The sequence below is a fragment of the Streptomyces sp. NPDC093795 genome (assembly GCF_044764665.1).
In the GTDB taxonomy this organism is placed as follows: domain Bacteria; phylum Actinomycetota; class Actinomycetes; order Streptomycetales; family Streptomycetaceae; genus Streptomyces.
Genome location: NZ_JBIWIO010000001.1, coordinates 532,392 through 555,085 on the forward strand (window position 1 = coordinate 532,392; position 22,694 = coordinate 555,085).

General features: G+C 69.2%; 31 protein-coding genes. 10 read left to right on the forward strand and 21 right to left on the reverse strand.

The window, feature by feature from the left end; genetic code table 11:
- Positions 1 to 2: 2 nt before the first annotated feature.
- From rplN to ACIRB7_RS02595, 14 genes are all read right to left on the reverse strand, one after another.
- Positions 3 to 371 carry a 50S ribosomal protein L14 gene (gene rplN / locus ACIRB7_RS02530; protein ID WP_003956455.1) on the reverse strand — a complete coding sequence of 123 codons (369 nt, stop codon included), beginning with the start codon at positions 369 to 371 and terminating at the stop codon, positions 3 to 5.
- 128 nt (positions 372 to 499) lie between these two features.
- Positions 500 to 781: a 30S ribosomal protein S17 gene (gene rpsQ, locus ACIRB7_RS02535; RefSeq protein ID WP_030318650.1), complete on the reverse strand. Its 282-nt coding sequence runs from the start codon at positions 779 to 781 to the stop codon at positions 500 to 502.
- Positions 781 to 1,005: a 50S ribosomal protein L29 gene (rpmC, locus tag ACIRB7_RS02540; protein WP_015035581.1), complete on the reverse strand. Its 225-nt coding sequence runs from the start codon at positions 1,003 to 1,005 to the stop codon at positions 781 to 783. Before rpmC ends, rpsQ begins: the two co-directional genes overlap by 1 nt.
- The gene (rplP, locus tag ACIRB7_RS02545) at positions 1,005 to 1,424 is read right to left on the reverse strand and encodes a 50S ribosomal protein L16 (protein WP_015035580.1); all 420 of its coding nucleotides are present in this window, start codon (positions 1,422 to 1,424) and stop codon (positions 1,005 to 1,007) included. The genes rpmC and rplP overlap by 1 nt, the downstream gene beginning before the upstream one ends.
- A gap of 5 nt (positions 1,425 to 1,429) precedes the next feature.
- On the reverse strand, positions 1,430 to 2,281 hold the full coding sequence (rpsC, locus tag ACIRB7_RS02550) for a 30S ribosomal protein S3 (protein ID WP_030214015.1): 852 nt from the start codon (positions 2,279 to 2,281) through the stop codon (positions 1,430 to 1,432).
- Entirely contained in the window at positions 2,281 to 2,628 is a 348-nt protein-coding gene (gene rplV, locus ACIRB7_RS02555; RefSeq protein ID WP_056552397.1) for a 50S ribosomal protein L22, read from the reverse strand. Before rplV ends, rpsC begins: the two co-directional genes overlap by 1 nt.
- 43 nt (positions 2,629 to 2,671) lie before the next feature.
- Positions 2,672 to 2,953 carry a 30S ribosomal protein S19 gene (rpsS, locus tag ACIRB7_RS02560; protein WP_024755409.1) on the reverse strand — a complete coding sequence of 94 codons (282 nt, stop codon included), beginning with the start codon at positions 2,951 to 2,953 and terminating at the stop codon, positions 2,672 to 2,674.
- A gap of 12 nt (positions 2,954 to 2,965) precedes the next feature.
- Positions 2,966 to 3,802 carry a 50S ribosomal protein L2 gene (gene rplB / locus ACIRB7_RS02565; protein ID WP_266895432.1) on the reverse strand — a complete coding sequence of 279 codons (837 nt, stop codon included), beginning with the start codon at positions 3,800 to 3,802 and terminating at the stop codon, positions 2,966 to 2,968.
- A gap of 40 nt (positions 3,803 to 3,842) precedes the next feature.
- On the reverse strand, positions 3,843 to 4,166 hold the full coding sequence (rplW, locus tag ACIRB7_RS02570; RefSeq protein WP_024755407.1) for a 50S ribosomal protein L23: 324 nt from the start codon (positions 4,164 to 4,166) through the stop codon (positions 3,843 to 3,845).
- Complete coding sequence (rplD, locus tag ACIRB7_RS02575) at positions 4,166 to 4,816, reverse strand: 50S ribosomal protein L4 (protein WP_351213424.1); 651 nt, start codon at positions 4,814 to 4,816, stop codon at positions 4,166 to 4,168. The genes rplW and rplD overlap by 1 nt, the downstream gene beginning before the upstream one ends.
- 7 nt (positions 4,817 to 4,823) lie before the next feature.
- Positions 4,824 to 5,468, reverse strand: coding sequence for a 50S ribosomal protein L3 (rplC, locus tag ACIRB7_RS02580; RefSeq protein ID WP_024755405.1), 645 nt, complete (start codon positions 5,466 to 5,468; stop codon positions 4,824 to 4,826).
- An 11-nt stretch (positions 5,469 to 5,479) separates the two neighbouring features.
- Positions 5,480 to 5,788, reverse strand: a complete 309-nt coding sequence (gene rpsJ, locus ACIRB7_RS02585) for a 30S ribosomal protein S10 (RefSeq protein ID WP_003948644.1) — start codon at positions 5,786 to 5,788, stop codon at positions 5,480 to 5,482.
- 461 nt (positions 5,789 to 6,249) lie between these two features.
- A complete protein-coding gene (locus ACIRB7_RS02590; protein WP_403591244.1) occupies positions 6,250 to 7,491 on the reverse strand; it encodes an RNA polymerase sigma factor in 1,242 nt (413 codons plus the stop codon).
- Entirely contained in the window at positions 7,488 to 7,850 is a 363-nt protein-coding gene (locus tag ACIRB7_RS02595) for a YciI family protein (protein WP_351213420.1), read from the reverse strand. Before ACIRB7_RS02595 ends, ACIRB7_RS02590 begins: the two co-directional genes overlap by 4 nt.
- Before the next feature lie 185 nt (positions 7,851 to 8,035).
- On the opposite strand from ACIRB7_RS02595, the gene ACIRB7_RS02600 reads away from it, so the two are divergent.
- Entirely contained in the window at positions 8,036 to 10,021 is a 1,986-nt protein-coding gene (locus tag ACIRB7_RS02600) for a PIG-L family deacetylase (RefSeq protein WP_403591248.1), read from the forward strand.
- A 96-nt stretch (positions 10,022 to 10,117) separates the two neighbouring features.
- Here the strand turns inward: ACIRB7_RS02600 and tuf are convergent, their stop codons facing one another.
- The 5 genes from tuf to ACIRB7_RS02625 form a co-directional block, all read right to left on the reverse strand.
- On the reverse strand, positions 10,118 to 11,311 hold the full coding sequence (gene tuf / locus ACIRB7_RS02605; RefSeq protein ID WP_026058274.1) for an elongation factor Tu: 1,194 nt from the start codon (positions 11,309 to 11,311) through the stop codon (positions 10,118 to 10,120).
- Positions 11,312 to 11,462: 151 nt separating this feature from the next.
- Entirely contained in the window at positions 11,463 to 13,592 is a 2,130-nt protein-coding gene (gene fusA, locus ACIRB7_RS02610; protein WP_351213417.1) for an elongation factor G, read from the reverse strand.
- A gap of 39 nt (positions 13,593 to 13,631) precedes the next feature.
- Positions 13,632 to 14,102, reverse strand: a complete 471-nt coding sequence (gene rpsG / locus ACIRB7_RS02615) for a 30S ribosomal protein S7 (protein ID WP_351213415.1) — start codon at positions 14,100 to 14,102, stop codon at positions 13,632 to 13,634.
- A gap of 2 nt (positions 14,103 to 14,104) precedes the next feature.
- Positions 14,105 to 14,476: a 30S ribosomal protein S12 gene (gene rpsL, locus ACIRB7_RS02620; RefSeq protein WP_003948652.1), complete on the reverse strand. Its 372-nt coding sequence runs from the start codon at positions 14,474 to 14,476 to the stop codon at positions 14,105 to 14,107.
- Positions 14,477 to 14,824: 348 nt separating this feature from the next.
- A complete protein-coding gene (locus ACIRB7_RS02625; protein ID WP_403591252.1) occupies positions 14,825 to 15,274 on the reverse strand; it encodes a helix-turn-helix domain-containing protein in 450 nt (149 codons plus the stop codon).
- Between the two features lie 252 nt (positions 15,275 to 15,526).
- Here ACIRB7_RS02625 and ACIRB7_RS02630 point away from each other — a divergent pair, with 252 nt between their 5' ends.
- Genes ACIRB7_RS02630 through ACIRB7_RS02640 form a run of 3 tightly spaced genes read left to right on the forward strand, consistent with a single transcriptional unit; the run spans position 15,527 to position 17,023 of the window.
- A complete protein-coding gene (locus tag ACIRB7_RS02630) occupies positions 15,527 to 15,802 on the forward strand; it encodes a WhiB family transcriptional regulator (RefSeq protein WP_403591255.1) in 276 nt (91 codons plus the stop codon).
- Positions 15,795 to 16,823, forward strand: coding sequence for a hypothetical protein (locus tag ACIRB7_RS02635; protein WP_403591257.1), 1,029 nt, complete (start codon positions 15,795 to 15,797; stop codon positions 16,821 to 16,823). Before ACIRB7_RS02630 ends, ACIRB7_RS02635 begins: the two co-directional genes overlap by 8 nt.
- Positions 16,817 to 17,023, forward strand: coding sequence for a hypothetical protein (locus ACIRB7_RS02640; RefSeq protein WP_351213409.1), 207 nt, complete (start codon positions 16,817 to 16,819; stop codon positions 17,021 to 17,023). The genes ACIRB7_RS02635 and ACIRB7_RS02640 overlap by 7 nt, the downstream gene beginning before the upstream one ends.
- A gap of 51 nt (positions 17,024 to 17,074) precedes the next feature.
- Here ACIRB7_RS02640 and ACIRB7_RS02645 read toward each other — a convergent pair whose 3' ends face one another.
- Complete coding sequence (locus ACIRB7_RS02645; protein ID WP_403591260.1) at positions 17,075 to 17,902, reverse strand: hypothetical protein; 828 nt, start codon at positions 17,900 to 17,902, stop codon at positions 17,075 to 17,077.
- A 332-nt stretch (positions 17,903 to 18,234) separates the two neighbouring features.
- Here ACIRB7_RS02645 and ACIRB7_RS02650 point away from each other — a divergent pair, with 332 nt between their 5' ends.
- The 4 genes from ACIRB7_RS02650 (at position 18,235) to ACIRB7_RS02665 (ending at position 20,240) form a co-directional block, all read left to right on the forward strand.
- On the forward strand, positions 18,235 to 18,645 hold the full coding sequence (locus ACIRB7_RS02650; RefSeq protein ID WP_403591263.1) for a hypothetical protein: 411 nt from the start codon (positions 18,235 to 18,237) through the stop codon (positions 18,643 to 18,645).
- Between the two features lie 176 nt (positions 18,646 to 18,821).
- A complete protein-coding gene (locus tag ACIRB7_RS02655) occupies positions 18,822 to 19,433 on the forward strand; it encodes a phage tail protein (protein ID WP_403591265.1) in 612 nt (203 codons plus the stop codon).
- A gap of 94 nt (positions 19,434 to 19,527) precedes the next feature.
- The gene (locus tag ACIRB7_RS02660; RefSeq protein ID WP_403591268.1) at positions 19,528 to 19,818 is read left to right on the forward strand and encodes a hypothetical protein; all 291 of its coding nucleotides are present in this window, start codon (positions 19,528 to 19,530) and stop codon (positions 19,816 to 19,818) included.
- 215 nt (positions 19,819 to 20,033) lie between these two features.
- A complete protein-coding gene (locus tag ACIRB7_RS02665; RefSeq protein WP_403591271.1) occupies positions 20,034 to 20,240 on the forward strand; it encodes a hypothetical protein in 207 nt (68 codons plus the stop codon).
- A gap of 43 nt (positions 20,241 to 20,283) precedes the next feature.
- On the opposite strand, the gene ACIRB7_RS02670 is transcribed toward ACIRB7_RS02665, so the two are convergent.
- The gene (locus tag ACIRB7_RS02670) at positions 20,284 to 21,096 is read right to left on the reverse strand and encodes a hypothetical protein (RefSeq protein WP_403591273.1); all 813 of its coding nucleotides are present in this window, start codon (positions 21,094 to 21,096) and stop codon (positions 20,284 to 20,286) included.
- A 306-nt stretch (positions 21,097 to 21,402) separates the two neighbouring features.
- Here ACIRB7_RS02670 and ACIRB7_RS02675 point away from each other — a divergent pair, with 306 nt between their 5' ends.
- Positions 21,403 to 21,615 carry a hypothetical protein gene (locus ACIRB7_RS02675; protein ID WP_403591276.1) on the forward strand — a complete coding sequence of 71 codons (213 nt, stop codon included), beginning with the start codon at positions 21,403 to 21,405 and terminating at the stop codon, positions 21,613 to 21,615.
- A 91-nt stretch (positions 21,616 to 21,706) separates the two neighbouring features.
- Positions 21,707 to 22,684 (forward strand): hypothetical protein, encoded by a 978-nt coding sequence (locus ACIRB7_RS02680; protein ID WP_403591279.1) that lies wholly within the window; start codon positions 21,707 to 21,709, stop codon positions 22,682 to 22,684.
- The last annotated feature ends 10 nt before the right edge of the window (positions 22,685 to 22,694 follow it).

A 22,694-nucleotide genomic window follows, 5' to 3' on the forward strand; every position in this document is an offset into this window, starting at 1 on the left:
GCTTACAGCACCTCCGGCGCGAGCGAGATGATCTTCATGAACTTCTTCTCGCGCAGCTCACGGCCCACCGGGCCGAAGATACGGGTGCCGCGAGGGTCGCCGTCGTTCTTGAGAATGACAGCGGCGTTCTCGTCGAAGCGGATGTACGAGCCGTCCTGGCGGCGGCGCTCCTTGACGGTGCGAACGATGACCGCCTTGACGACGTCACCCTTCTTCACGTTGCCACCGGGGATCGCGTCCTTGACGGTGGCGACGATGACGTCACCGATGCCCGCGTAGCGGCGACCCGAGCCACCGAGAACACGGATGCAAAGGATTTCCTTGGCACCAGTGTTGTCGGCGACACGCAGTCGCGACTCCTGCTGGATCACGTCTATCTCCTGATTGTCTGCCGGTTCCCGGCCGGGGCACCTGGGGTGCCCCGGCCGAGCCTGGCGGAACGAACTCGAAGGGTTACCCCTTCAAGCTGTGGTTATTGGATTTCCCTTACGGGAAATACCTACTTGGCCTTCTCGAGGATCTCGATGACGCGCCAGTGCTTCGTCGACGACAGCTTCCGGGTCTCCATCAGGAGGACGCGGTCGCCGATGCCGGCAGCGTTCTGCTCGTCGTGAGCCTTGAGCTTGTTCGTACGGCGGATGACCTTGCCGTACAGCGCGTGCTTGACGCGGTCCTCAACGGCGACGACGACGGTCTTGTCCATCTTGTCGCTGACGACCAGGCCCTCGCGGACCTTGCGGGCGTTGCGCTCGGTCTTCTCAGTCACGTTGCTCTCGCTCATCAGGCGCTCTCCACCGTCTCGATGCCCAGCTCGCGCTCACGCATCAGGGTGTAGATCCGCGCGATGTCCTTGCGGACGGACTTGAGCCGCCCGTGGTTCTCGAGCTGGCCGGTCGCCGCCTGGAAGCGGAGGTTGAACAGCTCTTCCTTGGCCTCGCGGAGCTTGTTGAGAAGCTCCTCGTTGCCCAGCTCGCGCAGCTCGGACGCCTTGGTACCGGCCGACATCACAGCTCACCTGCTTCGCGCTTAACGATCTTGCACTTCATCGGCAGCTTGTGGGCCGCACGGGTCAGGGCCTCGCGCGCGATCTTCTCGTTCGGGTAGGACAGTTCGAACATCACCCGACCCGGCTTGACGTTCGCGATCCACCACTCCGGAGAACCCTTACCGGAACCCATGCGGGTCTCGGCGGGCTTCTTCGTCAGGGGACGGTCCGGGTAGATGTTGATCCAGACCTTGCCGCCACGCTTGATGTGGCGGGTCATCGCGATACGAGCAGCCTCGATCTGGCGGTTCGTCACGTACGCCGGCGTGAGGGCCTGAATGCCGTACTCGCCGAACGCAACCTGCGTACCACCCTTGCTCATACCCGAGCGCTTGGGGTGGTGCTGCTTGCGGTGCTTGACCCTACGGGGGATCAGCATTTCGGTCAGGCCTCCGTTCCGGTGCTCTCAGCCGGAGCGGCAGCGGCGGCGGGAGCGTCGGCCTTGGGGGCCTCGGCAGCCGGCGCGGACTGCTGCTGCGGCTTGCGGCCGCGGCCGCCACGCTCGCCACCGCGGCCACCACGGCCGGCGGGACGGTCGCCAGCGCCACCCGCGCCACGGGCCGGGCGGTTACCCGCACGGGCCGCAGCGTTCTCGGCGCGGACCTCGGCGATGTTCTTGACGTCGCCCTTGTAGATCCAGACCTTCACGCCAATACGACCGAAGGTCGTCTTGGCCTCGAAGAAGCCGTAGTCCACGTTCGCGCGGAGCGTGTGCAGCGGCACACGACCCTCGCGGTAGAACTCGGAGCGGGACATCTCGGCGCCGCCGAGGCGACCGCCGCACTGGATCTTGATGCCCTTGGCGCCGGCCTTCATCGTGCCCTGCATGCTCTTACGCATGGCGCGACGGAAGGAGACGCGGGAGGAGAGCTGCTCGGCAACGGCCTGAGCAACCAGCTGAGCGTCCATCTCGGGGTTCTTGACCTCGAGGATGTTCAGCTGGACCTGCTTGCCCGTGAGCTTCTCGAGGTCGCCGCGGATGCGGTCGGCCTCGGCGCCACGGCGGCCGATGACGATGCCGGGACGCGCGGTGTGGATGTCCACCCGCACGCGGTCACGGGTGCGCTCGATCTCAACCTTCGAGATGCCGGCGCGCTCCATGCCGGACGTCATCATCCTGCGGATGGCGACGTCTTCCTTGACGTAGTCCTTGTACAGCTTGTCGGCGTACCAGCGGGACTTGAAGTCCGTGGTGATGCCGAGCCGGAACCCATGCGGGTTAACCTTCTGGCCCATTACCGGGTTCCTTCCTTGCTGCTGACGACCACGGTGATGTGGCTGGTCCGCTTACGGATCCGGTAGGCACGGCCCTGAGCACGCGGACGGAACCGCTTCAGGGTCGGGCCCTCATCCACAAACGCCTCGCTGATGACCAGCGAAGAGGCGTCCGTGTGGTCGTAGTTGTGTGCAGCGTTGGCGATGGCGCTGTCAAGCACCTTGCCAACCGGCACGCTCGCGGCCTGCGGGGCGAAACGCAGGACCGCCTGAGCCTCCGTGGCGTCCATGCCACGGATAAGGTCCACCACGCGGCGGGCCTTCATGGGCGTGACGCGGATGTACCGCGCCTGGGCCCTGGCTTCCATGGTTGTCCTTCCAGTGTCTGTCATGGTCGATTCCACCCCGCTACTAGCGGCGCTTCGACTTCCGGTCGTCCTTCACGTGACCCCGGAAGGTGCGCGTCGGCGAGAACTCACCGAGCTTGTGGCCGACCATCGACTCGGTGACAAACACCGGAATGTGGGTCTTGCCGTTGTGCACCGCGATCGTGTGGCCGAGCATGGCCGGGATGATCATCGAGCGACGGGACCAGGTCTTGATGACGTTCTTGGTACCGGCTTCGTTCTGTACGTCCACCTTCTTTACGAGGTGTCCGTCGACGAAGGGTCCCTTCTTGAGACTGCGCGGCATCTAAACCCGCTCCTAGCGCTTCTTGTTCGTCTTGCGGCGGCGGACGATGTACTTGCTCGAAGCCTTCTTCGGCGAGCGAGTACGACCCTCCTTCTGACCCCACGGGGAGACCGGGTGGCGACCACCGGAGGTCTTACCCTCACCACCACCGTGCGGGTGGTCCACCGGGTTCATCGCCACACCGCGAACGGTCGGGCGAACGCCCAGCCAGCGCTTACGGCCGGCCTTGCCCCAGTTGATGTTCGACTGCTCGGCGTTGCCGACCTCGCCGATGGTGGCGCGGCAGCGGGCGTCGACGAGACGGATCTCGCCGGACGGCATACGAAGGTGGGCCATCGTGCCCTCCTTCGCCAGCAGCTGCACGGAGGCACCAGCGGAGCGCGCGAACTTGGCGCCGCCACCGGGACGGATCTCGATCGCGTGGATCGTGGTACCGACCGGGATGTTGCGGAGGGCCAGGTTGTTGCCGGGCTTGATGTCCGCACCGGGGCCGTTCTCGACGCGGTCACCCTGCGTCAGACCCTTGGGGGCGATGATGTAGCGCTTCTCGCCGTCCACGTAGTGGAGCAGCGCGATGCGGGCGGTGCGGTTGGGGTCGTACTCGATGTGAGCGACCTTCGCCGGCACGCCGTCCTTGTCGTGACGACGGAAGTCGATCAGACGGTAGGCGCGCTTGTGGCCACCACCCTGGTGGCGCACGGTGATCCGGCCGGTGTTGTTACGGCCGCCCTTGCTGTGCAGAGGGCGAACCAGCGACTTCTCCGGCGTGGACCGCGTGATCTCGACGAAGTCGGCTACGGAGGAGCCACGACGGCCCGGCGTAGTCGGCTTGTACTTGCGGATTCCCATTTCTCAGTCCTCGTCCGATTCCGGACGATCCAGACCGCCGTTAGGCGGTCGGACCGCCGAAGATGTCGATACGGTTGCCCTCGGCAAGGGTCACGATGGCGCGCTTGGTGTCCTTGCGCTTACCGAAACCGGCCTTGGTGCGCTTGCGCTTGCCCTGGCGGTTGATCGTGTTGACCCCGGTGACCTTGACCGAGAAGACCGCCTCGACGGCCTGCTTGATCTGGGTCTTGTTGGAGCCAGGCGCGACGATGAACGTGTACTTGTTCTCGTCCAGCAGGGCGTAGCTCTTCTCCGAGACAACCGGCTTGACGAGAATGTCGCGCGGGTCCGAGAAGGTCTTGCTGGTGACGACGGCCTCAGTCATCAGGCGTCGCTCCCTTCGGTCTCAGCGGTCTGGGGGCCAGACACGAAGGACTCGAGGGCGGCCTGGGTGAAGACCACGTCGTCGGAGACGATCACGTCGTACGTGTTGAGCTGGCCCGGCTCCAGGATGTGCACCTGGGGCAGGTTACGAGCGGACAGCCACGCGGCCTCGTCGGAGCGCTCGACGACCAGGAGCACGTTCTTGCGCTCCGAGATCTTGCCGAACAGCGTCTTCGCGGCCTTGGTGGAGATGTCACCCTCGACCACGCCGGTGACGACGTGGATGCGGGAGTGGAGGGCCCGGTCCGAGAGGGCACCGCGGAGGGCGGCGACCTTCATCTTCTTCGGGGTCCGCTGCGAGTAGTCACGCGGCTGCGGGCCGTGGACGACGCCACCACCGGCGAACTGCGGGGCGCGGGTCGAACCCTGACGGGCGCGGCCGGTGCCCTTCTGGCGGTACGGCTTCTTGCCACCACCGCGGACTTCGCCACGGCGCTTGGTCTTGTGCGTGCCCTGACGGGCCGCGGCCAGCTGCGCGACGACGACCTGGTGGATCAGCGGGATGCTGACCTTGGCGCCGAAGATCTCCTCGGGGAGGTCGACGGTCCCGGCCTTGTCACCTGCCGGCGAAAGGATGTCAATGGTGCTCATCGGTTCCTCAAACCCCCTTGGCCGCGGTGCGGACCAGGACGAGGCCACCGTTGGGGCCGGGGACGGCGCCCTTGATGAGCAGCAGACCCTTCTCGGCGTCAACGGCGTGGACGGTCAGGTTCTGGGTGGTCACACGCTCGTTGCCCATGCGACCGGCCATCTTCATGCCCTTGAAGACACGGCCCGGGGTGGCGCAGCCACCGATCGAACCGGGCTTGCGGTGCACGCGGTGGGCACCGTGCGAGGCCTTGCCACCACGGAAGTTGTGGCGCTTCATGACACCGGCGAAGCCCTTGCCCTTGCTCTTACCGGTGACGTCGACCTTCACGCCGGCCTCGAAGAGCTCGGCGGTGATCTCCTGGCCGAGCGTGTACTCGGAGGCGTCAGCGGTACGGAGCTCCACCAGGTGGCGGCGCGGGGTGACGTCGGCCTTGGCGAAGTGACCCTTGAGGGGCTTGTTCACCTTGCGAGGGTCGATCTCGCCGAAGGCGATCTGGACCGACTCGTAGCCGTCGACGTCGTTCGTACGGACCTGGGTCACGACATTCGGGCCGGCCTTGACGACGGTCACCGGGACGACCCGGTTGTTCTCGTCCCAGACCTGCGTCATGCCGAGCTTCTCGCCCAGGATGCCCTTGATGTTCTTAGCCATCTCGCGCGCCCTCAGAGCTTGATCTCGATGTCAACGCCCGCCGGGAGGTCGAGACGCATGAGCGAGTCAACCGTCTTCGGCGTGGGGTCGAGGATGTCGATGAGGCGCTTGTGCGTGCGCATCTCGAAGTGCTCGCGCGAGTCCTTGTACTTGTGCGGCGACTTGATGACGCAGTACACGTTCTTCTCAGTGGGCAGCGGCACCGGGCCCGCGACCGACGCACCAGTGCGGGTCACCGTCTCGACGATCTTCTTCGCCGAGGAGTCGATGACCTCGTGGTCGTAGGCCTTGAGCCGGATGCGGATCTTCTGTCCCGCCATGGCTACTAGTAGTCCTTTGTCTCGTAACGCTCTGGAACCCGATCGGCTTCGCTTACTGAGAAGCGTTGTCGTATCTCCGACCCACGCGGTCGGGCGTGTCGCACTCCCTCTACGCAGAAATCCCTGAGGATTTCCCAACCAAGGGGGCACGGTCGCCATGACCGCAGGCCGGGGGTAAAACACCCACCGGGTGCCTGGCCGGTACCCCGCTGACGCTTCCCAGAAGATTCCCGTACGTCCGCCCCTACTCCCCATATCTGAGAAGCGTGAGGCGACGAGTACTGTGGGACTCGCTTCCGGTCCTCCCGACGGGAGGCGCGCAGCATCGGCACTCAACCGAGCAACCCCGACAGTCTGCCATACGGGGGCATCCGGCCGCCAATCGGAACCGGAGACTGTACCCCACGTCACGTACGGTCATGCGCCGGGCGCGAGCGTCTGCTCGGGCGCCCCCCTCCGATTCACCCCAACCGTCGTGCGCGCTCCGTGAGATGACGCCGCTCCGGAGCGCTCGTCGTCCGGCGCGCGGCCTCCCGGTAGGCCTCGGCCGCGGGCTCCGTGTCGCCGAGGAGCTCCAGCAGATGCGCCCGGGTGGCGAGCAGCCGGTGGTGCCGGGCCGTGCGCCGGTCCTCCGCCAGCTCGTCGAGAAGGGCGAGACCGGCCGCGGGGCCGTGGACCATGGCGACGGCCACCGCGCGGTTCAGGGTGATCATCGGGTTCGGCCCGGTCCGCTCCAGGAGCTCGTAGAGCGCGAGGATCTGCGGCCAGTCCGTGGCCTCGGCGGACTCCGCCTCGTCGTGGACGGCCGCGATCGCCGCCTGGAGCTGGTACGGGCCCACCCGGCCGCGCGGCAGGGTGCGGCTCAGCAGCGCGACACCCTCCGCGACGAGCCCCGCGTCCCAGCGCCCCCGGTCCTGCTCCGCGAGCGGCACCAGCTCGCCGTGCGGGCCCGTACGGGCCGGCCTGCGGGCGTCGGTGAGCAGCATCAGGGCGAGCAGGCCGGCCGTCTCGGCGTCCTCGGGGAGCAGGCGGTGGAGCAGCCTCGTGAGGCGGATCGCCTCCGTGGACAGCTCGGGCGCGGTGAGCTCGTCTCCTGCGCTGGCCGTGTACCCCTCGTTGAAGACGAGGTAGAGCACGTGCCGCACCTCCGCGAGCCGGGCCGCCCGGTCCTCCCCCTCGGGCAGGGCGAGCGAGCCGCCCGCCGCCTTGATCGTCTGCTTGGCGCGGCTGATGCGCTGCGCCATGGTCGACTCGGGCACGAGGAAGGCGGCGGCGATCTGCGCCGTGGTGAGACCGCCGACGGCCCGCAGGGTGAGCGCGATCCGGCTGGGCGGCGACAGGTCCGGGTGGCAGCAGAGGAAGAGCAGCGGCAGCGAGTCGTCCCGGTCGGTGCCCGGGGCGTCGTCGGCGGCGGGCGCGAGCAGCTCGGAGTCCGGGGTGGCGAGGGCGGCGGTGTCCTCACGGCGCCTGCGCGCGGCCTCGCTGCGCACCAGGTCGATGTACCGGCGGCCGGCGACGGTGACGAGCCAGCCGCGCGGCTGCGTGGGGACGCCCTGCTCCGGCCACTGTTCGGCGGCGGCGATCAGGGCCTCCTGGACGGCGTCCTCGCAGAGGTCGAAGTCGCCGTACCGCCGTACGAGCACGCCGAGGACCTGCGGCGCGTACGTGCGCAGCAGGTCCTCGATGTCGTCGGTGCCGGTCACACGTCCGCCGCGGACTCGTGCAGGACCGGCCACAGCTCGACGGGGTCGACGTCCGCGAAGGGCATGTCCGCGGCGATCTCCTGCGCCCGCTCCAGGCTGTCGCAGTCGAGCAGGTAGAAGCTGGCCAGGTACTCCTTGGTCTCCAGGTACGGGCCGTCGGTGACGGCGGGGGCGCCGCCCTCGCGCCGTACCAGCTGGGCGGCGGCCGCGTCGGCGAGCCCGTACGCGCCGATCAGTTCGCCGCTCTCCCGGTACTTCCGGTTGAAGGCCTCCTGCCGGGCGATCGCGTCGGGCCAGGCCTCGGCGGGGAAGGAGTCCCACTTGGCCTGGTTGCCGTAGATCATCGCGACGTACTTCATCTCGGGTGTCCTCCCCGTCCCGCGCGCCCTCGTGGCGCGCTGTCACCCGTTGGTCGGAGCCGTGATCGCTCGTTCGACATCCGGCCGCGGGTTTTCTTTGATCTTTGTCTCACCCCGCCGTACGGCACAACCTCTTCGCCCACGGGCCCGTCTTCCAGGCGAACCTCTGAGCGAAGGACCCGTACGTGCAGCCCACACCACCCCGCCGACGAGCGGTGCTCGCCACCGCCCTCGCCGTCCTGACGGCCGCCACCGGGTGTTCCGTACCGGAGCCGCGCCGGACCGCGCCGACCGCCGATCCGGCGCCGGGGAAGCCGATCGCCACGGCACGGGCCCGGCGGGCGCTGCTCATGCAGTTCTGCGCGCACCCGGACGACGACCTGTACTTCATGAACCCGGACGCGCAGCGGCTGCTCGACGCGGGGGTCCCGCTGGTCTCGGTGTACGTGACGGCCGGCGAGCACAACGGCCGCAACCGGATAGCCGGGATGCCCGAGACTCCCCCGAACCGGGCCGCGTACTCCTCCGCCCGCCACCAGGGTCTGCGCCAGTCGTACGCCGTGGCCCTCGGCCTTCCGATGTTCACGCCCTGGCGCCGGGAGGTGCTGACGCTGCCCGGCGGGCAGCGGGCCGGGGTCGACACGCTCACCCACGGCGGCCGGCGGGTCGAGCTGGTCTTCCTCAACCTGCCGATGCACGCCCCCCGCCGCTACCTGGCCATGCCCGCGCTCTGGGGCGACCGCGCCCTGGAGGTACGGACCCACCGGTCGGCCGGCTCCCCCGTCACCGACACGGACACCTACGACTACGACCAGCTGGTCGGAGCCCTCGCCGGGCTGCTCGCCCACCACCGGCCCACGGTCGTGCACACCCTTGACCCGGACCCGGACATCCAGGACGGCGACGACGCCGCCCGGCGGCGGGACGCCGAGCAGCCCGGCTACTCGGACCACCCGGACCACACGGCGGTCGCCTGCTTCACCTGGGCGGCGCTCAACCGCTGGGTCTCGGACGCGGTCCGCGACGGCGAACCCGTACCGGCGTTCACAGCGAAGGCCTTCCGCGGCTACTACAACCGGCACTGGCCCAAGAACCTCCCGCCCGCGATCCTCAAGGAGAAGGCCGCGCACCTCGTCCCGTACGGCGGGGACCCGGACTGGCAGTGCGGGAACCCCTCGGGCTGCGGCGACTACGGCGTCGGCGGCGACCGGCCGCTCACCAACCGCAAGGGCTGGGTCCGCTCCACCCACCACCGCTGGCCGACGACGGGCCCCGCCCTCGCCGAAGGGCCGGACGGGCGGCTCACGGCGTACGGGGTCATCGGGCTGCGCGCGGTCCGCTGGCGCGAGTCGGCACCCGGCGTCTGGAGCGAACCGGCGGATCTCGGCGGCGGTCCGCTCGCGCCCGCGCTCGGCTCGGCGGTGCTCGGCGACGGCCGGGTCCTGCTCTTCGGCATACGCTTCGCCGCGCTCGACGGGCACGGCGGGGCCAACCAGCGCGAGGTGGTGCTCCTGGAGCAGCGCTCCCCCGGCGGCCCGTTCCTCGCCTGGCGGGGGCTCGGCTGTCCGGAGAAACTCGACGACCGGGGCCGGCGGATCGGCGCCCCGGTGGCGGTCGCGGCCCCCGACGGCCGGGTCCACCTCTTCGTACGGAACGCGGACAAGGGCGTGTCGACGCGGGTACGCGCGACGGACGGCACCTGGACCCCGTGGCGCGTGCTCCCGGGTGCGGCGGAGGTCCAGGACGGCCTGGCGGTCTCGCTGGACGCGGCGGGCCGGGTGCACCTGTACGCGGCGGGGCGGGAGTCCGTACGGCACTGGGTGGACGGGGAGGAGCGGGCGGGCCGGCTGCCGCGCTCCGGGTCCACGGTGGCGAGCGCGGGCGGCGAGCTGTACCACCGGGCTCCCGCGGCCGCGAAGCTTCGCGGCCCCGGCGGCAGGAACACCGGCCTCGACGGATACGGAGGGGTGGTCGCGGCGCGCTCGGCGGCGCTCGGGACCGTGCTGCTCGGCACGGACACGCGGGGCCGGGTGACGGTACGGCTCGGTGGCCGGTCGCGTACCCGCACGAAGGGTCCTGCGGCGGTGTCGGCCGCGCTTCATCTGGGCGCGCGCCGGGCGACCGTGGTGGGCCTCGGCGCGGACGGACACCCGTGGAGCTGGCGGCCGTAGAAGGCTTCCGGAGAACGCGAGAAGGCCCCGCACCGAAAGGTGCGGGGCCTTCTTCAACTGCTGGCGGCTCGTGCGAGCCACCAGGTCAGTTCAAGATCAGGCAGTGATCTTGACGACCTGGCCGGCGCCGACGGTCCGGCCACCCTCACGGATGGCGAACTTGAGGCCCTCCTCCATGGCGATGGGCTGGATCAGCTCAACGCTCATGGCGGTGTTGTCGCCCGGCATGACCATCTCGGTGCCCTCGGGGAGGGTCACGACGCCGGTCACGTCCGTGGTACGGAAGTAGAACTGCGGGCGGTAGTTGTTGAAGAACGGGGTGTGACGGCCACCCTCGTCCTTCGACAGGATGTAGGCCTGGGCCTCGAAGTTCGTGTGCGGCGTGACCGAACCCGGCTTGATGATGACCTGGCCGCGCTCGACGTCCTCACGCTTGATGCCACGGAGGAGCAGACCGACGTTCTCACCGGCCTGGCCCTCGTCGAGCAGCTTGCGGAACATCTCGATACCGGTGACCGTGGTGGTGGTCTTCTCGGTCTTGATACCGATGATGTCGACGGTCTCGTTGACCTTGAGGATACCGCGCTCGATACGACCGGTGACGACGGTGCCACGACCGGTGATCGTGAAGACGTCCTCGATCGGCATCAGGAACGGCTTGTCGACGTCACGCTCGGGCTGCGGGATGGACTCGTCCACCGCGTGCATGAGGCCGAGGAGCTTCTCGCCCCACTCCTTGTCGCCCTCAAGCGCCTTGAGCGCCGAGACACGGACGACCGGAAGGTCGTCGCCCGGGAACTCGTACTCGGAGAGGAGCTCACGAACCTCGAGCTCGACGAGCTCCAGGATCTCCTCGTCGTCCACCATGTCGGCCTTGTTCAGGGCGACGACGATGTACGGAACGCCGACCTGGCGGGCCAGGAGCACGTGCTCCTTGGTCTGCGGCATCGGACCGTCGGTGGCGGCGACCACGAGGATGGCGCCGTCCATCTGCGCGGCACCCGTGATCATGTTCTTGATGTAGTCCGCGTGACCGGGGCAGTCGACGTGGGCGTAGTGACGCGACTCGGTCTGGTACTCGACGTGCGCGATCGAGATGGTGATACCGCGCTGGCGCTCCTCGGGAGCCTTGTCGATCTGGTCGAAGGCCGAGGCCTCGTTCAGGTCCGGGTACGCGTCGTGCAGCACCTTGGTAATGGCGGCCGTGAGGGTCGTCTTACCGTGGTCAATGTGACCGATGGTGCCGATGTTGACGTGCGGCTTAGTCCGCTCGAACTTTGCCTTCGCCACTGAATCCTCCTGCGGAGTGGTTCTGTACGCCTTGCTTCATCGGCGCCAGGTGATCTTTGCTGGGATGCCATCCGCCGGGGCCCGATTCCTCGGGTTGCGGGGGTCGAGCCCCGGTGATTGGTGTCAAGCCTAAAGCGTGAACTTGGGAGAGTTACTCGCCCTTGGCCTTCGCGATGATCTCCTCGGCGACGTTCCGCGGAACCTCGGCGTAGGAGTCGAACTGCATCGAGTAGCTTGCGCGACCCGAGGTCTTGCTGCGGAGGTCGCCGACGTAGCCGAACATCTCCGAAAGGGGCACGAGGCCCTTCACGACGCGAGCGCCGCTGCGCTCCTCCATGGCCTGGATCTGGCCACGGCGGGAGTTGATGTCGCCGATGACCTCACCCATGTAGTCCTCGGGCGTGGTGACCTCGACGGACATCATGGGCTCGAGGATGACCGGCGAAGCCTTCCGCGCGGCCTCCTTGAAGGCCTGCGAACCGGCGATCTTGAACGCCAGCTCGGAGGAGTCGACCTCGTGGTAGCCACCGTCGAGAAGAATGACGCGGACGCCCGTCATCTCGTAGCCGGCCAGGATGCCGAACTGCATGGCCTCCTGCGCACCCGCGTCGACCGAAGGGATGTACTCCTTCGGGATGCGGCCACCGGTGACCTTGTTCACGAACTCGTACGAGGCGTCGCCGCCCTCGATGGGCTCGATCGCGATCTGCACCTTGGCGAACTGACCGGTACCACCGGTCTGCTTCTTGTGGGTGTAGTCAAGTCGCTCGACGGCCTTGCGGATCGTCTCGCGGTACGCGACCTGCGGCTTGCCGACGTTCGCCTCGACCTTGAACTCGCGACGCATGCGGTCGACGAGGATGTCGAGGTGAAGCTCGCCCATACCACCGATGATGGTCTGGCCGGTCTCCTCGTCCGAGTGCACCTGGAAGGAGGGGTCCTCCTCCGCGAGACGCTGGATGGCGACACCCAGCTTCTCCTGGTCACCCTTGGACTTGGGCTCGATGGCGACCTGAATGACCGGCGCCGGGAAGTCCATGGACTCCAGGACAACCGGGTTCTTGTCGTCGCACAGCGTCTCACCGGTGGTGGTCTGCTTGAGGCCCATGACGGCGACGATGTCGCCGGCGCCCACCGAGTCGATCTCCTCACGCTTGTTCGCGTGCATGCGGTAGATCTTGCCGATGCGCTCCTTCTTGCCCTTGACGGAGTTCAGCACCGCGGTGCCGGCCTCCAGGCGACCGGAGTAGATCCGGACGAAGGTGAGCTTGCCGAGGTGCGGGTCGCTCGCGATCTTGAACGCGAGGGCCGACAGCGGCTCGTCGTCGGACGGCTTGCGCTTGACGACGACCTCGGCGTCCCTGACGTCGTGGCCCTCGATGGCCTCGACGTCCAGGGGCGACGGCAGGTAACGGACGACAGCGTCGAGCAGGGGCTGAACGCCCTTGTTCTTGAACGCGGTGCCACAGAAGACGGGGGTGACCGTCTTCTCGCCGTTGCCCTTGCCGGAAGCGATGGTGATACGACGGACAGCCGCGTACAGCTGCTCCTCGGTGGGCTCGACGCCCTCGAGGAAGAGCTCCATGAGCTCCTCGTCGTTCTCCGCGACGGTCTCGACCAGCTTCGCGCGCCACTCTTCGGCGAGCTCGGTGTGCGAGGCCGGGATGTCGACGACGTCGTACATCTCACCCTTGCTGGCCTCGGCGGACCAGACAAGAGCCTTCATGCGGACGAGGTCGACGACGCCCTGGAAGTCCATCTCGGCGCCGATCGGGAGCTGCATGACGATCGGGACGGCGCCGAGGCGGTCCACGATCATGTCGACGCAGCGGAGGAACTCGGCACCCGTACGGTCGAGCTTGTTGACGAAGCAGATACGCGGGACGCCGTAGCGGTCCGCCTGTCGCCAGACAGTCTCGGACTGGGGCTCGACACCGGCCACACCGTCGAACACGGTGACAGCACCGTCGAGCACGCGCAGCGAACGCTCCACCTCGACGGTGAAGTCGACGTGGCCCGGCGTGTCGATGATGTTGATCGTGTGATCGACATTCTCGAGCGGCCAGTGGCAGGTCGTCGCGGCGGACGTGATCGTGATGCCGCGCTCCTGCTCCTGCTCCATCCAGTCCATCGTGGCAGCGCCGTCGTGGACTTCACCGATCTTGTACGAGACACCGGTGTAGAACAGGATCCGCTCGGTGGTGGTCGTCTTGCCCGCGTCGATGTGAGCCATGATGCCGATGTTGCGCACCTTGGCAAGGTCAAGCGAAGTGGTAGCCATATCGGCTCAGTCTTCTCTCGGTCTCGATGTGGGTTGCGACTACCAGCGGTAGTGCGCGAAGGCCTTGTTGGACTCGGCCATCTTGTGCGTGTCCTCACGCTTCTTGACGGCCGCACCGAGGCCGTTCGAGGCGTCGAGGAGCTCGTTCATGAGGCGCTCGGTCATGGTCTTCTCGCGACGGGCGCGGGAGTAACCGACGAGCCAGCGGAGGGCCAGCGTGGACGCGCGGCCCGGCTTGACCTCGATCGGCACCTGGTAGGTGGCGCCACCGACACGGCGGGACTTGACCTCAAGGGCCGGCTTGACGTTCTCAAGCGCGCGCTTCAGCGTGATGACCGGGTCAGCGCCGGTCTTCTCGCGGAGGCCTTCCATGGCGCCGTACACGATGCGCTCGGCGGTGGAACGCTTGCCGTCAAGCAGGATCTTGTTGATCAGCGAGGTGACAAGAGGAGAGGCGTAGACCGGGTCGATGATGACCGGGCGCTTCGGGGCGGGGCCCTTACGAGGCATTCTTACTTCTCCTTCTTGGCGCCGTAGCGGCTGCGAGCCTGCTTACGGTTCTTGACGCCCTGCGTGTCGAGGGAACCGCGGATGATCTTGTAGCGAACACCCGGCAGGTCCTTCACACGGCCACCGCGCACGAGCACGATCGAGTGCTCCTGCAGGTTGTGGCCCTCACCCGGGATGTAGGCCGTGACCTCGATGCCCGAGGTCAGACGCACACGCGCGACCTTACGGAGGGCCGAGTTCGGCTTCTTCGGGGTGGTCGTGAACACACGCGTGCAGACGCCGCGACGCTGAGGGGAACCCTCGAGTGCGGGCGTCTTGTTCTTCTCGACCTTGTCCTGCCGGCCCTTCCGGACCAGCTGCTGGATCGTAGGCACTACTTCTCCGGTTTCTGTGTGCCGTCGTAAAACTAACCTGGAACATTCGCCGACCCACGCGGTCGGGTGTGTCGAATCACGCGGACTTCCGCCGAGGCGGAAATGGCACGGATCACGGTGGCCGGTACTCGGACTCGCCTTGCGGTTGAGGACACGCACGCGAGCCCAGGCACACCCCAGGCACAAGGCATGAGCGTACCTATCGCACGGACTCCGGTCAAAACAAATGCCCACGCGCACGCGGCCCCGGCCGTTGCGGGCCGGGACCGGGCGGGGTCGCGGACGGGGTCCGGGGTCGGCCGGGGTCCGTCCCGGGTCGGCCGGGGTCCGTCCCGGGTCGGCCCGGAATCAGTCCCGGGCGGTGCGGCGCGGCTCGGCGGCCCCGGCGGGTCGCTCCGCCTCCGTGTCGGGCTCCAGGAACTGGTTCACGACCTTGATGAAGACGCCCATGCGTTCGTCGGGCACGCCGAGCCAGCGGGCGAAGTCCTCCATGGAGGGCTGCCAGTCGGTCGGCGGCAGCAGGTCCGCCGCCATCGGCAGCTCCTCCGGGGTCACGCGACCCGACCGGATCAGCATGTCCCGGACGGAGACGCCGAGCAGCGGGGCGATCCTGCGCATGGTCTCCAGGTCGGGCATGCTCTGCCGCTGCAGCAGGCGCGTCACGGCGGCACGGTGCACTCCCGCCTCGTCCGCGATCCGGGACTTCCCACCGCCGCGCGGACTGTCGATGTCGTAGCCCCGCGCCCTCATCAGGCCTTCGACCCATCCCGCGAATTCGTCGAGCCCTTGACTGGTCATGTGTACCGCTCCCTCACTCCCCACCCTCCGGATTCCACACCTTAGCGTGCTTGCGCGCACAGAATTACGTGCTTTCGGAGGCGCAATCGTGGCGAATCGATGAAGACCAGGTCGGAGCCCCCATCGAAGCTTGTTGCGCGCTCGCACGCAACATGTAAGGCTGCTCATCGCCGCACTCGTCGGCCCCCTGAGCCCCAGAAGCCCCACCGGCCCCATGGACGCCCTGGTGGCCCCGGCCCGTGGAGAAACCTCTTGTTCCCGACCGACCCGTCCCCCTGGCAGGCCTCCGCCGCGTGCGCCGGCCTCTCCCCCTCCGTCGTCTTCGCCCGCCGGCCCAAAGACGCGGCCCCGGCGCTGCGCGCCTGCGCCGACTGCCCCGTCCGCCGCGAGTGCGAGACGGCCGTCGCCCCGGCCGAGAGCTACTTCGACGGCGTCTGCGCGGGCCGCCTGTGGCGCAACGGCCGCCCGGCGGACTCGGAGCGCGTCGCGAAGGCGGTCGCGCAGGCGGGAGGCCACCGCCGTGGCTGACCTCCCCGACCGCACGAGCACGGACGACGACGGCGCTGGCCACTCCGGCCATGTCGGCTCAGTCGGCCCTGTCGGCTCCGCCGACCCAGTCGGCCCGCTCGGCTCCGTCGGCCCTGTCGGCTCCGTCGGCCCTGTCGGCCCTGTCGGCCCTGTCGGCCCTGTCGGCTCCGTCGGCCCCGTCGGCCCCGTCGGCCCGCCCGGCTCCGTCGGCCCCGTCGGCCCCGTCGGCCCGCCCGGCTCCGTCGGCCCCGTCGGCCCCGTCGGCCCCGTCGGCTCCGCCGTCCCCGCCGCCCCCGCCGTCCCCGCCGTCGAGCTGGTGCTGCGGGACATCGCCCTCTGGACCGCCTCCCTCGCGCGGCAGTTCCCCGAGCTCTCCGAGGAGCTGGCCCCCGGCCGCCGTTCCCCCGCCGGGACCGCCCCCAGCGCCCCGCACCCCGGCCGCGACGAGCTGATCCGGCAGGAGCGGCGCGAGGCACTGCTTCTCGAACAGCGGCACGGCCTCTCCGTCCCCGGGCACGGCGCCGCCCCGATCCGGCTCCACATCTCCGACGCCATCCGGGACATCACCGACGGTGTGGTGGAACTGGAGGAGGCGGTCTGCGCCCGGCTCGCCCTGCCGCGGCCGCGCCGGGCCGGGGTGATCGAGCGGCTGCGCCGGATCGTCGGCCTGCTCGACGCCGTCGCCGCCCACCCGGTCCTCGCCCGCCACGTCCGGGACGAGATCCGGCGCATGGCCCGCCGGTGCGCCCGGACCCTGGGCGACTCGGAGACGATCGTCCGGGTCTCGGGGCGCTGCCCCTGGTGCGACTCGGTGTCGCTGCGCGCCTTCCCCGACCGGCGCGCGGTGCTCTGCGTGAACCCGGCGTGCGTGTGCACGGACGCGGCGTGCGGCTGCCAGGACGACCCCGCGTACCGGCACCTGTGGCCGGAGGACGCGTGGGCCGAACTGACGGAGGCCTCGGGGACCCGTACCGAGGAGATCGAAGCGGCGATGGACGACACGAAGGAGACTTCATGCTGAGCACGCCCGCGCTGCCCGCGCTGATCCCCGGGCCGCTCGCCGCCGAAGAGGCGGGGGTCGCCCCCGCGACGATCCGCAAGTGGGTCCAGCTGGGCCACCTGCGGGCCGCGGGCAAGGCGGGCCGCGCCCAGCTGTTCCGCCTGGAGGACGTCTTCGCGGCGGAGCGGCTGGCTCGTCGCCGTACCGCGCACACCGTCTGATCGTTCGTCACCGAGGCGCCCCGAGTCCTGATCCGGACCCGGGGCGCTTCGTCATGCCGCCAGGAAGGTGTGGAGGGAGCGGGCCAGGGTGCCGGCGAAGCGCTCGCGCACCGGCTCGGCGACGCGGTCGAGGGAGAGGTACGGGTTGAGGTCCTCCAGCTCGACGAGGAGCAGCCCGCCCTCCGGGGTGCGGCAGGCGTCGACGCGCTGGATGCCGTGGTCGAGGGTGTTCCAGTCGATGAAGCGGCGGGCGAAGGCGAGGTCGTCCTCGGTGGGTTCGTACGGCTCCAGGACCCAGCGGCGCTCGGGGTCGGGGGCGTACAGGGCGTACTGGAAGAGGTCGTCGACGAAGTAGAAGGAGACCTCGTAGCGGAAGTCGACGCGCGGCTGGACGAGGAGTCCGCCGTACGTGAGCCCGGCGAGCTCCTCGTACGCCATGAAGCGCAGTCCTATGGAGTCCGCCCCGGCCTCGGGCTTGACCGCGTACTGCTGGGCGGCGGGCAGCCGGTGGAGGTCCTCGGGACGGTCGACGGTGGGGATGACGGGGTAACCGGCGGCGGTGAGGTCGAGCAGGTACTGCTTTCCGGCCATGTCGCCGCGCCCGTGGAGGGGGTTGTAGACGCGGGTGCCGAGGGCCAGGGCGCGCTCGCGGAAGGCCTCGTACTCCTTCTGGTACCCGAGGACGGGGCCGCTGTTGCGGACGACGACGGCGTCGAAGCCCGGCATGAGGGCGGCGGCGTCGAGCGGGTGACAGAGGGCGAGGTCGAAGTCGGCACGGAGCCGGGCGGCGAGGTGGACGTCCTCGTCGCCGTAGCGCCGCCCCTTGGCCGGGTAGGTCAGGTCGGTCACGTAGAGCAGGCGGGGACGGTCGGCGGGCACGGGGCGGCTCCCTCGGTTCGGTGACGGTCAACTTATCGGGGCCGGTGCGCCCCGGGGTGGCGAGGTGCGGGCGGACTCGGCTCGGGGATCCCGCCCCTTCCCGTCCGGGTGCGTCGCGAGGGCGGGGGCTGATCCGATCCCCGAACTAGTTGCGTGCGCGCACGATCGCTGTCACAGTTGGTGCAGCGGCGGAGCTGCGCCCGCAGGACGGGACGCGGCTCCGCCGTCCGCCGTCCGGGTGCGCTGCCGCGCCCCGCCCCCTCCCGCCGGAGCGCCCCGGGCGGCACCCCGTCCCGCCATCCCGCCCCTCCCCTCTCCCGAGGAGAACCGTCATGACCACTCCCCCGAGTGCTTTCCCGGACGTCGAGAAGCTGGTCGTCGACGTCCTCAAGGCCGACCCCGCCCTGGCCGGCGCGACCATCGCGGTGCACGCGCCGGCCGGCTTCGACGGCACGCAGAGCGCGGTCCTGGTGAACCGCCGCGGCGGCGCCTGGATCGGCGACCTGCACGTCGACATGCCGCTGATCGAGTTCGAGGTGTACGGGCCGAGCAAGAACGCGGCCCACCTCCTCGCCAACGCGGCCCGGCGGTGCCTGCTCGCCACCATCGGCAAGCAGATCGGCGCCAACAACGTCGTCCACGACGTGGAGGAGCAGGACGGCCCGCGCTGGCTGCCCGACTACCTCTACCGGGGCGCCAACCGCTACCTCTGCGTCATCCGCCTCTCCCTCAGCGTCTTCTAGACGCCCTCCGAGCGCTCTGCGGCAGACGCGACTTCGCGCGCTCTCCGCAGTCGCCCTCCGAGCGCTCTGCGGAGGCTCGCCCACAGACCAGGCCTCGCCGTCCGGCGGGGCCTTTGCCGTATCCGGGTCCCACGCCCGGGGCGGTGCCCTCACCCCATCACAAGGAGAAATCCACCATGGCAGGAAACAACTCGGCCGAGATCCGCGTCGCCGGCACCGGCAAGCTCTACGTGGCCGACGCCGGTACGAACGCCCCGGCCACCTTCGGCACCGACTCGGCCGCCGACTGGACCGGTGCGGGCTGGAAGGACCTCGGCTTCACCTCCGGCGACGGCGTCACCTTCTCCAAGAAGGACAAGCTGGAGCCCATCGACTCGTGGCAGTCGGTCTCCCCGATCCACTACATCTACTCGAGCCGTGACCTCTCGCTGAAGTTCTCGCTGCTCCAGTTCAACGAGGACACGCTGCCCTTCTTCATGGGTGGCGACGCCGTCAAGGCGGAGCCGACCCCGGCCGTCGACACCTACCGCTACGAGATCGCCGAGCGCCCGTTCGCCGATGTGCGCGCCCTCGGCCTGGAGTTCACCGACGTCAAGGCCGGTGGCACGACCGCGGTGAAGTACCGCTTCATCATCCCGCGCGGCCAGGTCACCGCCTCCGACGACATCAAGCTGGCCCGCAAGGCGGCCTCCCAGCTCGGTGTCACCTTCTCCGCCATGTCGAAGGGCGACGGCAAGCCGCTGGCGACCTTCCTCATGAAGGACAGCCAGTACTCCGCGACCGTCTGATCCTTCTCCACCCGGGCGGGACGGCCGATCGCCGTCCCGCCCCACCCCTCCTCCTTCTTCCTTCCCGTCACCCGAATCAAGGAGTACGCATCCCATGGCCCGTTTCGACGTCAACGCCGCCCGCGCCCAGCGCCAGGAGGCTCACGGCCGCAAGTGGTCCTTCGAGCTGGACGGCGAGTCCTACACCCTTCCGACGGAGCTGAGCCGCGCCACCGCGAAGGCGCTGCGCAAGCTCGACGACAACGACGTGGACGGCCTGCTCGCACTCCTGATGGGTGAGGAGCAGTTCAACCGCTTCGAGCAGCACGACGTCACCGTGCAGGACATCGCCGCCATCTTGGAGGCCTACGGCAAGGAGACCGGGCTCGGCCTGGGGGAAGACTGAGCCTCGTCGAGTTCGTTGACGAACACGCCGAGGCCCTCGAGGCGGACTTCATCCGCTACTACGGGCTCGACATCCTCGACTGGCACCGCGAGGAGCTCTCCAGCAGACGGGTCCTGGCGCTGATCAAGCATCTGCCGCGGGACAGCGCCCTCCAGCGCGAGCTCCACGGCGAGGCCGCCGAGTGGTCGATCACCGACCACCTCCTCGCGGCGACGGTGGACCATCTGGCCGTCGCGAACTGGATGTTCCAGTGCGTCAACAGCTCCGAGGACAGCGACCAGCCCGATCCGCCGAAGCCCGTCCCCCGTCCGGGCAGCACGGACGAGGCCGAGGACGAGGAAGCCGGAGGACAGGACGTGCGCTCCTCCGGGGCGGAGACCCCCGAGATCTCCCCCGGACAGCTCGTCCGGTTCTTCGGCTGACGCCGGCGAGCCACACCCCCGCGGCCCCCGGCGCCCGTTCCCGTCAGGGAGCGGACTCCGGGGGCGCTTCCTGTGCTCGCTCGGAGGTCATCTCCTGCTCCAGGGCCCTGGCCCGTTCGGAGAGCCGGCGCGGCTGACCCGCGCGCGTCTCCGCTCCGGTGGACTCGGCGGTCCGGCGCTCGCTGCCGGTCGGGGTCTGCGCGGGTACGTCGGCCAGCGGCGGGACGATGGGACGTCCGCCCTTGCCGCGGACGACCTTCCGTACGGTCTGGGCGTTCCTGCGGGTACGGCTCTCCTGTGCGGTGAACAGGACGTCGGGCTCCGACTCCGGTCCCGGCTCCTTCTGGTGCTCGGGCTCGGGTTCGGGCTCGGGATCCGGCAGGGGGGCGGGAGCGGCGGGGGGTTCGGGCTCCGGCCCGGACCGCTGGTCGAACAGCTCGCGTTCCCTGCGTACGCGCTCCTCGGCCTCGACGACGGCGGCCGGCGGTTCGAGGAGACGGGCGAAGGGCAGGGTGATGACCCGGGCACCGTCCTGGCCACCGTCCAGCCGGCGCTGGGGGCGGCGGATTCCACGCGCGTCACCCTGCCCCTGTGCGTAGGCGTCCGCGACACGCTTCTCGTACTCCCGGCGTATGCGCGGGAGTTCGTCGGACACGGCCTCGGCCCAGCCGGAGGTGAAGGCGTTCGTCTCGCGACGGTCCACCTCGCTCCGGAGCATCACGACGAGGTCCTCGGGGGCGTGCCCATGGACGTGCACGAGCTCGGAGAGGCGTGCGAAGAGGTGGGGCAGATCGGGGTGGGTCGCAAGCCAGTCGACGGCTCGCTCCCGTGGGTTCGCTCCCGGCTCCGTGTCCATGCGTCAGTACTGCCTTCCAGCCCCCTGGGGTCCCCGCGCGCCCCTCGCGCCCCTCGCTCCCCGAGATGGTCGGGCCCGAGGAACGCGTCCTCCAGGTTACCCGGTCGAACAGAAGCTCTGATCGACCGCCAACCCGTACGGGGAACCAGCCAAAAGACACGCCGTCAGATGTTTCCCGCTCGACAAACCTCGAACAGATGTTCCACACTCTGTTCGCACAGTAGTTCGAACATACGTGGTGCCCCCGCTCCTGACTCCGCGGCGCCGCCACACACGCACGGGCAAGCAACCGGAAGGCAGGCGTCCATGACTCAGCAGGCCGAGGCATCGCCACCGCACATCCCGCTCCAGGACCGCCTCCGCCAGCTCCTCGAAGGACCCGTCGCCCTCGACAAGAGAGCGTTGCTCGGCAGCCTCTACGCCGAGGTCTCCCGCTGCGAGACCCTCGCGTACACGGCCGGCTGGAACGACGCCCTCGCGACGGCGCGACGCGGATCCCGCCGGGACGAGGACGCCTAGCCGCCCCCGCTGCCCCAGACGAACAAGCCCCTGCCGGGACCGGCAGGGGCTTTTCGGCGCTTGGCCCTCACGGGCCGGAAGCGGAGCAACCATGTCTACCCTCAAATTCGACCCAGCGAAAACGATTCCCGAGCTCTCGGACAACCTGAAGGACCACCACCAGTACCTCTCGAAGATCGACGGCGACCCGCTGCCCACGACCGGCTGGATCAAGCAGCAGCTGGCCCCCGTCAACAAGCTGGTCGCGGACCTCAAGGCACAGCAGGACAAGGTCGCCGAGGAGGTCGTCAAGCCCACCTGGGAACAGGTCCTGGAGAAGCTGGGCCTCGGACCGGTGGCCGAGATCATCAAGAAGGGCATCGAGGGGGGCATCGGGGCCGCCATCGTCGCCGGCATCGTCGCCCTCGGCGGCATCATCGTCCCCCTCCTGATGATCGCGCTCGGCGCCCTCCTGGTCTTCAAGCTGCAGAAGTGGCACTCCGGCCGGAACGCCAACAACGAGACCATCGGCATGCGTCCCGACGGCAGCTTCGGCCGACGGAACTTCACGGACATCCAGAACGAACGGAACGGCGTCGCCGCCGGCGGCATCGCCGACCTCCCGGCGAACGCCAACTTCGACGCGCTGCGCAACCAGCTGACGCTACTGAACCCGGAGTTGCTGAAGTTCAACAACAGGGCGCCCGACTTCAAGAGCAACATGCGCAAGATGCCGAGCCCGGGCAAGGCCCAGAAGGCCGCGGACGCCGTCAAGAAGGTCGCCGACGCCATCGGCCAGATCAACGCGGCCACGCTCGCCACGGTCGCCGGCAACATCAGCAAGATCGTCGACCGGATGGGCAAGGCCGACCCCCTGCACATCGGCAAGGTCGCCAAGGCGGTCGGAGAGCTCGTCACCGCCGCGAAGGACCTGAAGCCGGAAATGATCCCCCAGGCCCGCCGCGTGCAGGACTCGGCCACGGCGGTGGGCAACCTCGCCACGGCGACCGGGACCCTGCGCACGAAGTTCGTGGAGCTCAGAGGCACCGTCCAGTCACTCGACCAGGAGCTCGGCGGCGCCACCACCTGACCCCCACCCA

Coding starts and splice junctions, on each gene's coding strand:
- rpsQ (WP_030318650.1), bottom strand. CDS start 781: ATGAGCGAGAGCAACGTGACTGAGAAGACCGAGCGCAACGCCCGCAAG.
- rpmC (WP_015035581.1), bottom strand. CDS start 1,005: ATGTCGGCCGGTACCAAGGCGTCCGAGCTGCGCGAGCTGGGCAACGAG.
- rplP (WP_015035580.1), bottom strand. CDS start 1,424: ATGCTGATCCCCCGTAGGGTCAAGCACCGCAAGCAGCACCACCCCAAG.
- rpsC (WP_030214015.1), bottom strand. CDS start 2,281: ATGGGCCAGAAGGTTAACCCGCATGGGTTCCGGCTCGGCATCACCACG.
- rplV (WP_056552397.1), bottom strand. CDS start 2,628: ATGGAAGCCAGGGCCCAGGCGCGGTACATCCGCGTCACGCCCATGAAG.
- rpsS (WP_024755409.1), bottom strand. CDS start 2,953: ATGCCGCGCAGTCTCAAGAAGGGACCCTTCGTCGACGGACACCTCGTA.
- rplB (WP_266895432.1), bottom strand. CDS start 3,802: ATGGGAATCCGCAAGTACAAGCCGACTACGCCGGGCCGTCGTGGCTCC.
- rplW (WP_024755407.1), bottom strand. CDS start 4,166: ATGACTGAGGCCGTCGTCACCAGCAAGACCTTCTCGGACCCGCGCGAC.
- rplD (WP_351213424.1), bottom strand. CDS start 4,816: ATGAGCACCATTGACATCCTTTCGCCGGCAGGTGACAAGGCCGGGACC.
- rplC (WP_024755405.1), bottom strand. CDS start 5,468: ATGGCTAAGAACATCAAGGGCATCCTGGGCGAGAAGCTCGGCATGACG.
- rpsJ (WP_003948644.1), bottom strand. CDS start 5,788: ATGGCGGGACAGAAGATCCGCATCCGGCTCAAGGCCTACGACCACGAG.
- ACIRB7_RS02595 (WP_351213420.1), bottom strand. CDS start 7,850: ATGAAGTACGTCGCGATGATCTACGGCAACCAGGCCAAGTGGGACTCC.
- fusA (WP_351213417.1), bottom strand. CDS start 13,592: ATGGCTACCACTTCGCTTGACCTTGCCAAGGTGCGCAACATCGGCATC.
- rpsG (WP_351213415.1), bottom strand. CDS start 14,102: ATGCCTCGTAAGGGCCCCGCCCCGAAGCGCCCGGTCATCATCGACCCG.
- ACIRB7_RS02625 (WP_403591252.1), bottom strand. CDS start 15,274: ATGACCAGTCAAGGGCTCGACGAATTCGCGGGATGGGTCGAAGGCCTG.
- ACIRB7_RS02640 (WP_351213409.1), top strand. CDS start 16,817: ATGCTGAGCACGCCCGCGCTGCCCGCGCTGATCCCCGGGCCGCTCGCC.
- ACIRB7_RS02650 (WP_403591263.1), top strand. CDS start 18,235: ATGACCACTCCCCCGAGTGCTTTCCCGGACGTCGAGAAGCTGGTCGTC.
- ACIRB7_RS02655 (WP_403591265.1), top strand. CDS start 18,822: ATGGCAGGAAACAACTCGGCCGAGATCCGCGTCGCCGGCACCGGCAAG.
- ACIRB7_RS02660 (WP_403591268.1), top strand. CDS start 19,528: ATGGCCCGTTTCGACGTCAACGCCGCCCGCGCCCAGCGCCAGGAGGCT.
- ACIRB7_RS02670 (WP_403591273.1), bottom strand. CDS start 21,096: ATGGACACGGAGCCGGGAGCGAACCCACGGGAGCGAGCCGTCGACTGG.
- ACIRB7_RS02675 (WP_403591276.1), top strand. CDS start 21,403: ATGACTCAGCAGGCCGAGGCATCGCCACCGCACATCCCGCTCCAGGAC.
- ACIRB7_RS02680 (WP_403591279.1), top strand. CDS start 21,707: ATGTCTACCCTCAAATTCGACCCAGCGAAAACGATTCCCGAGCTCTCG.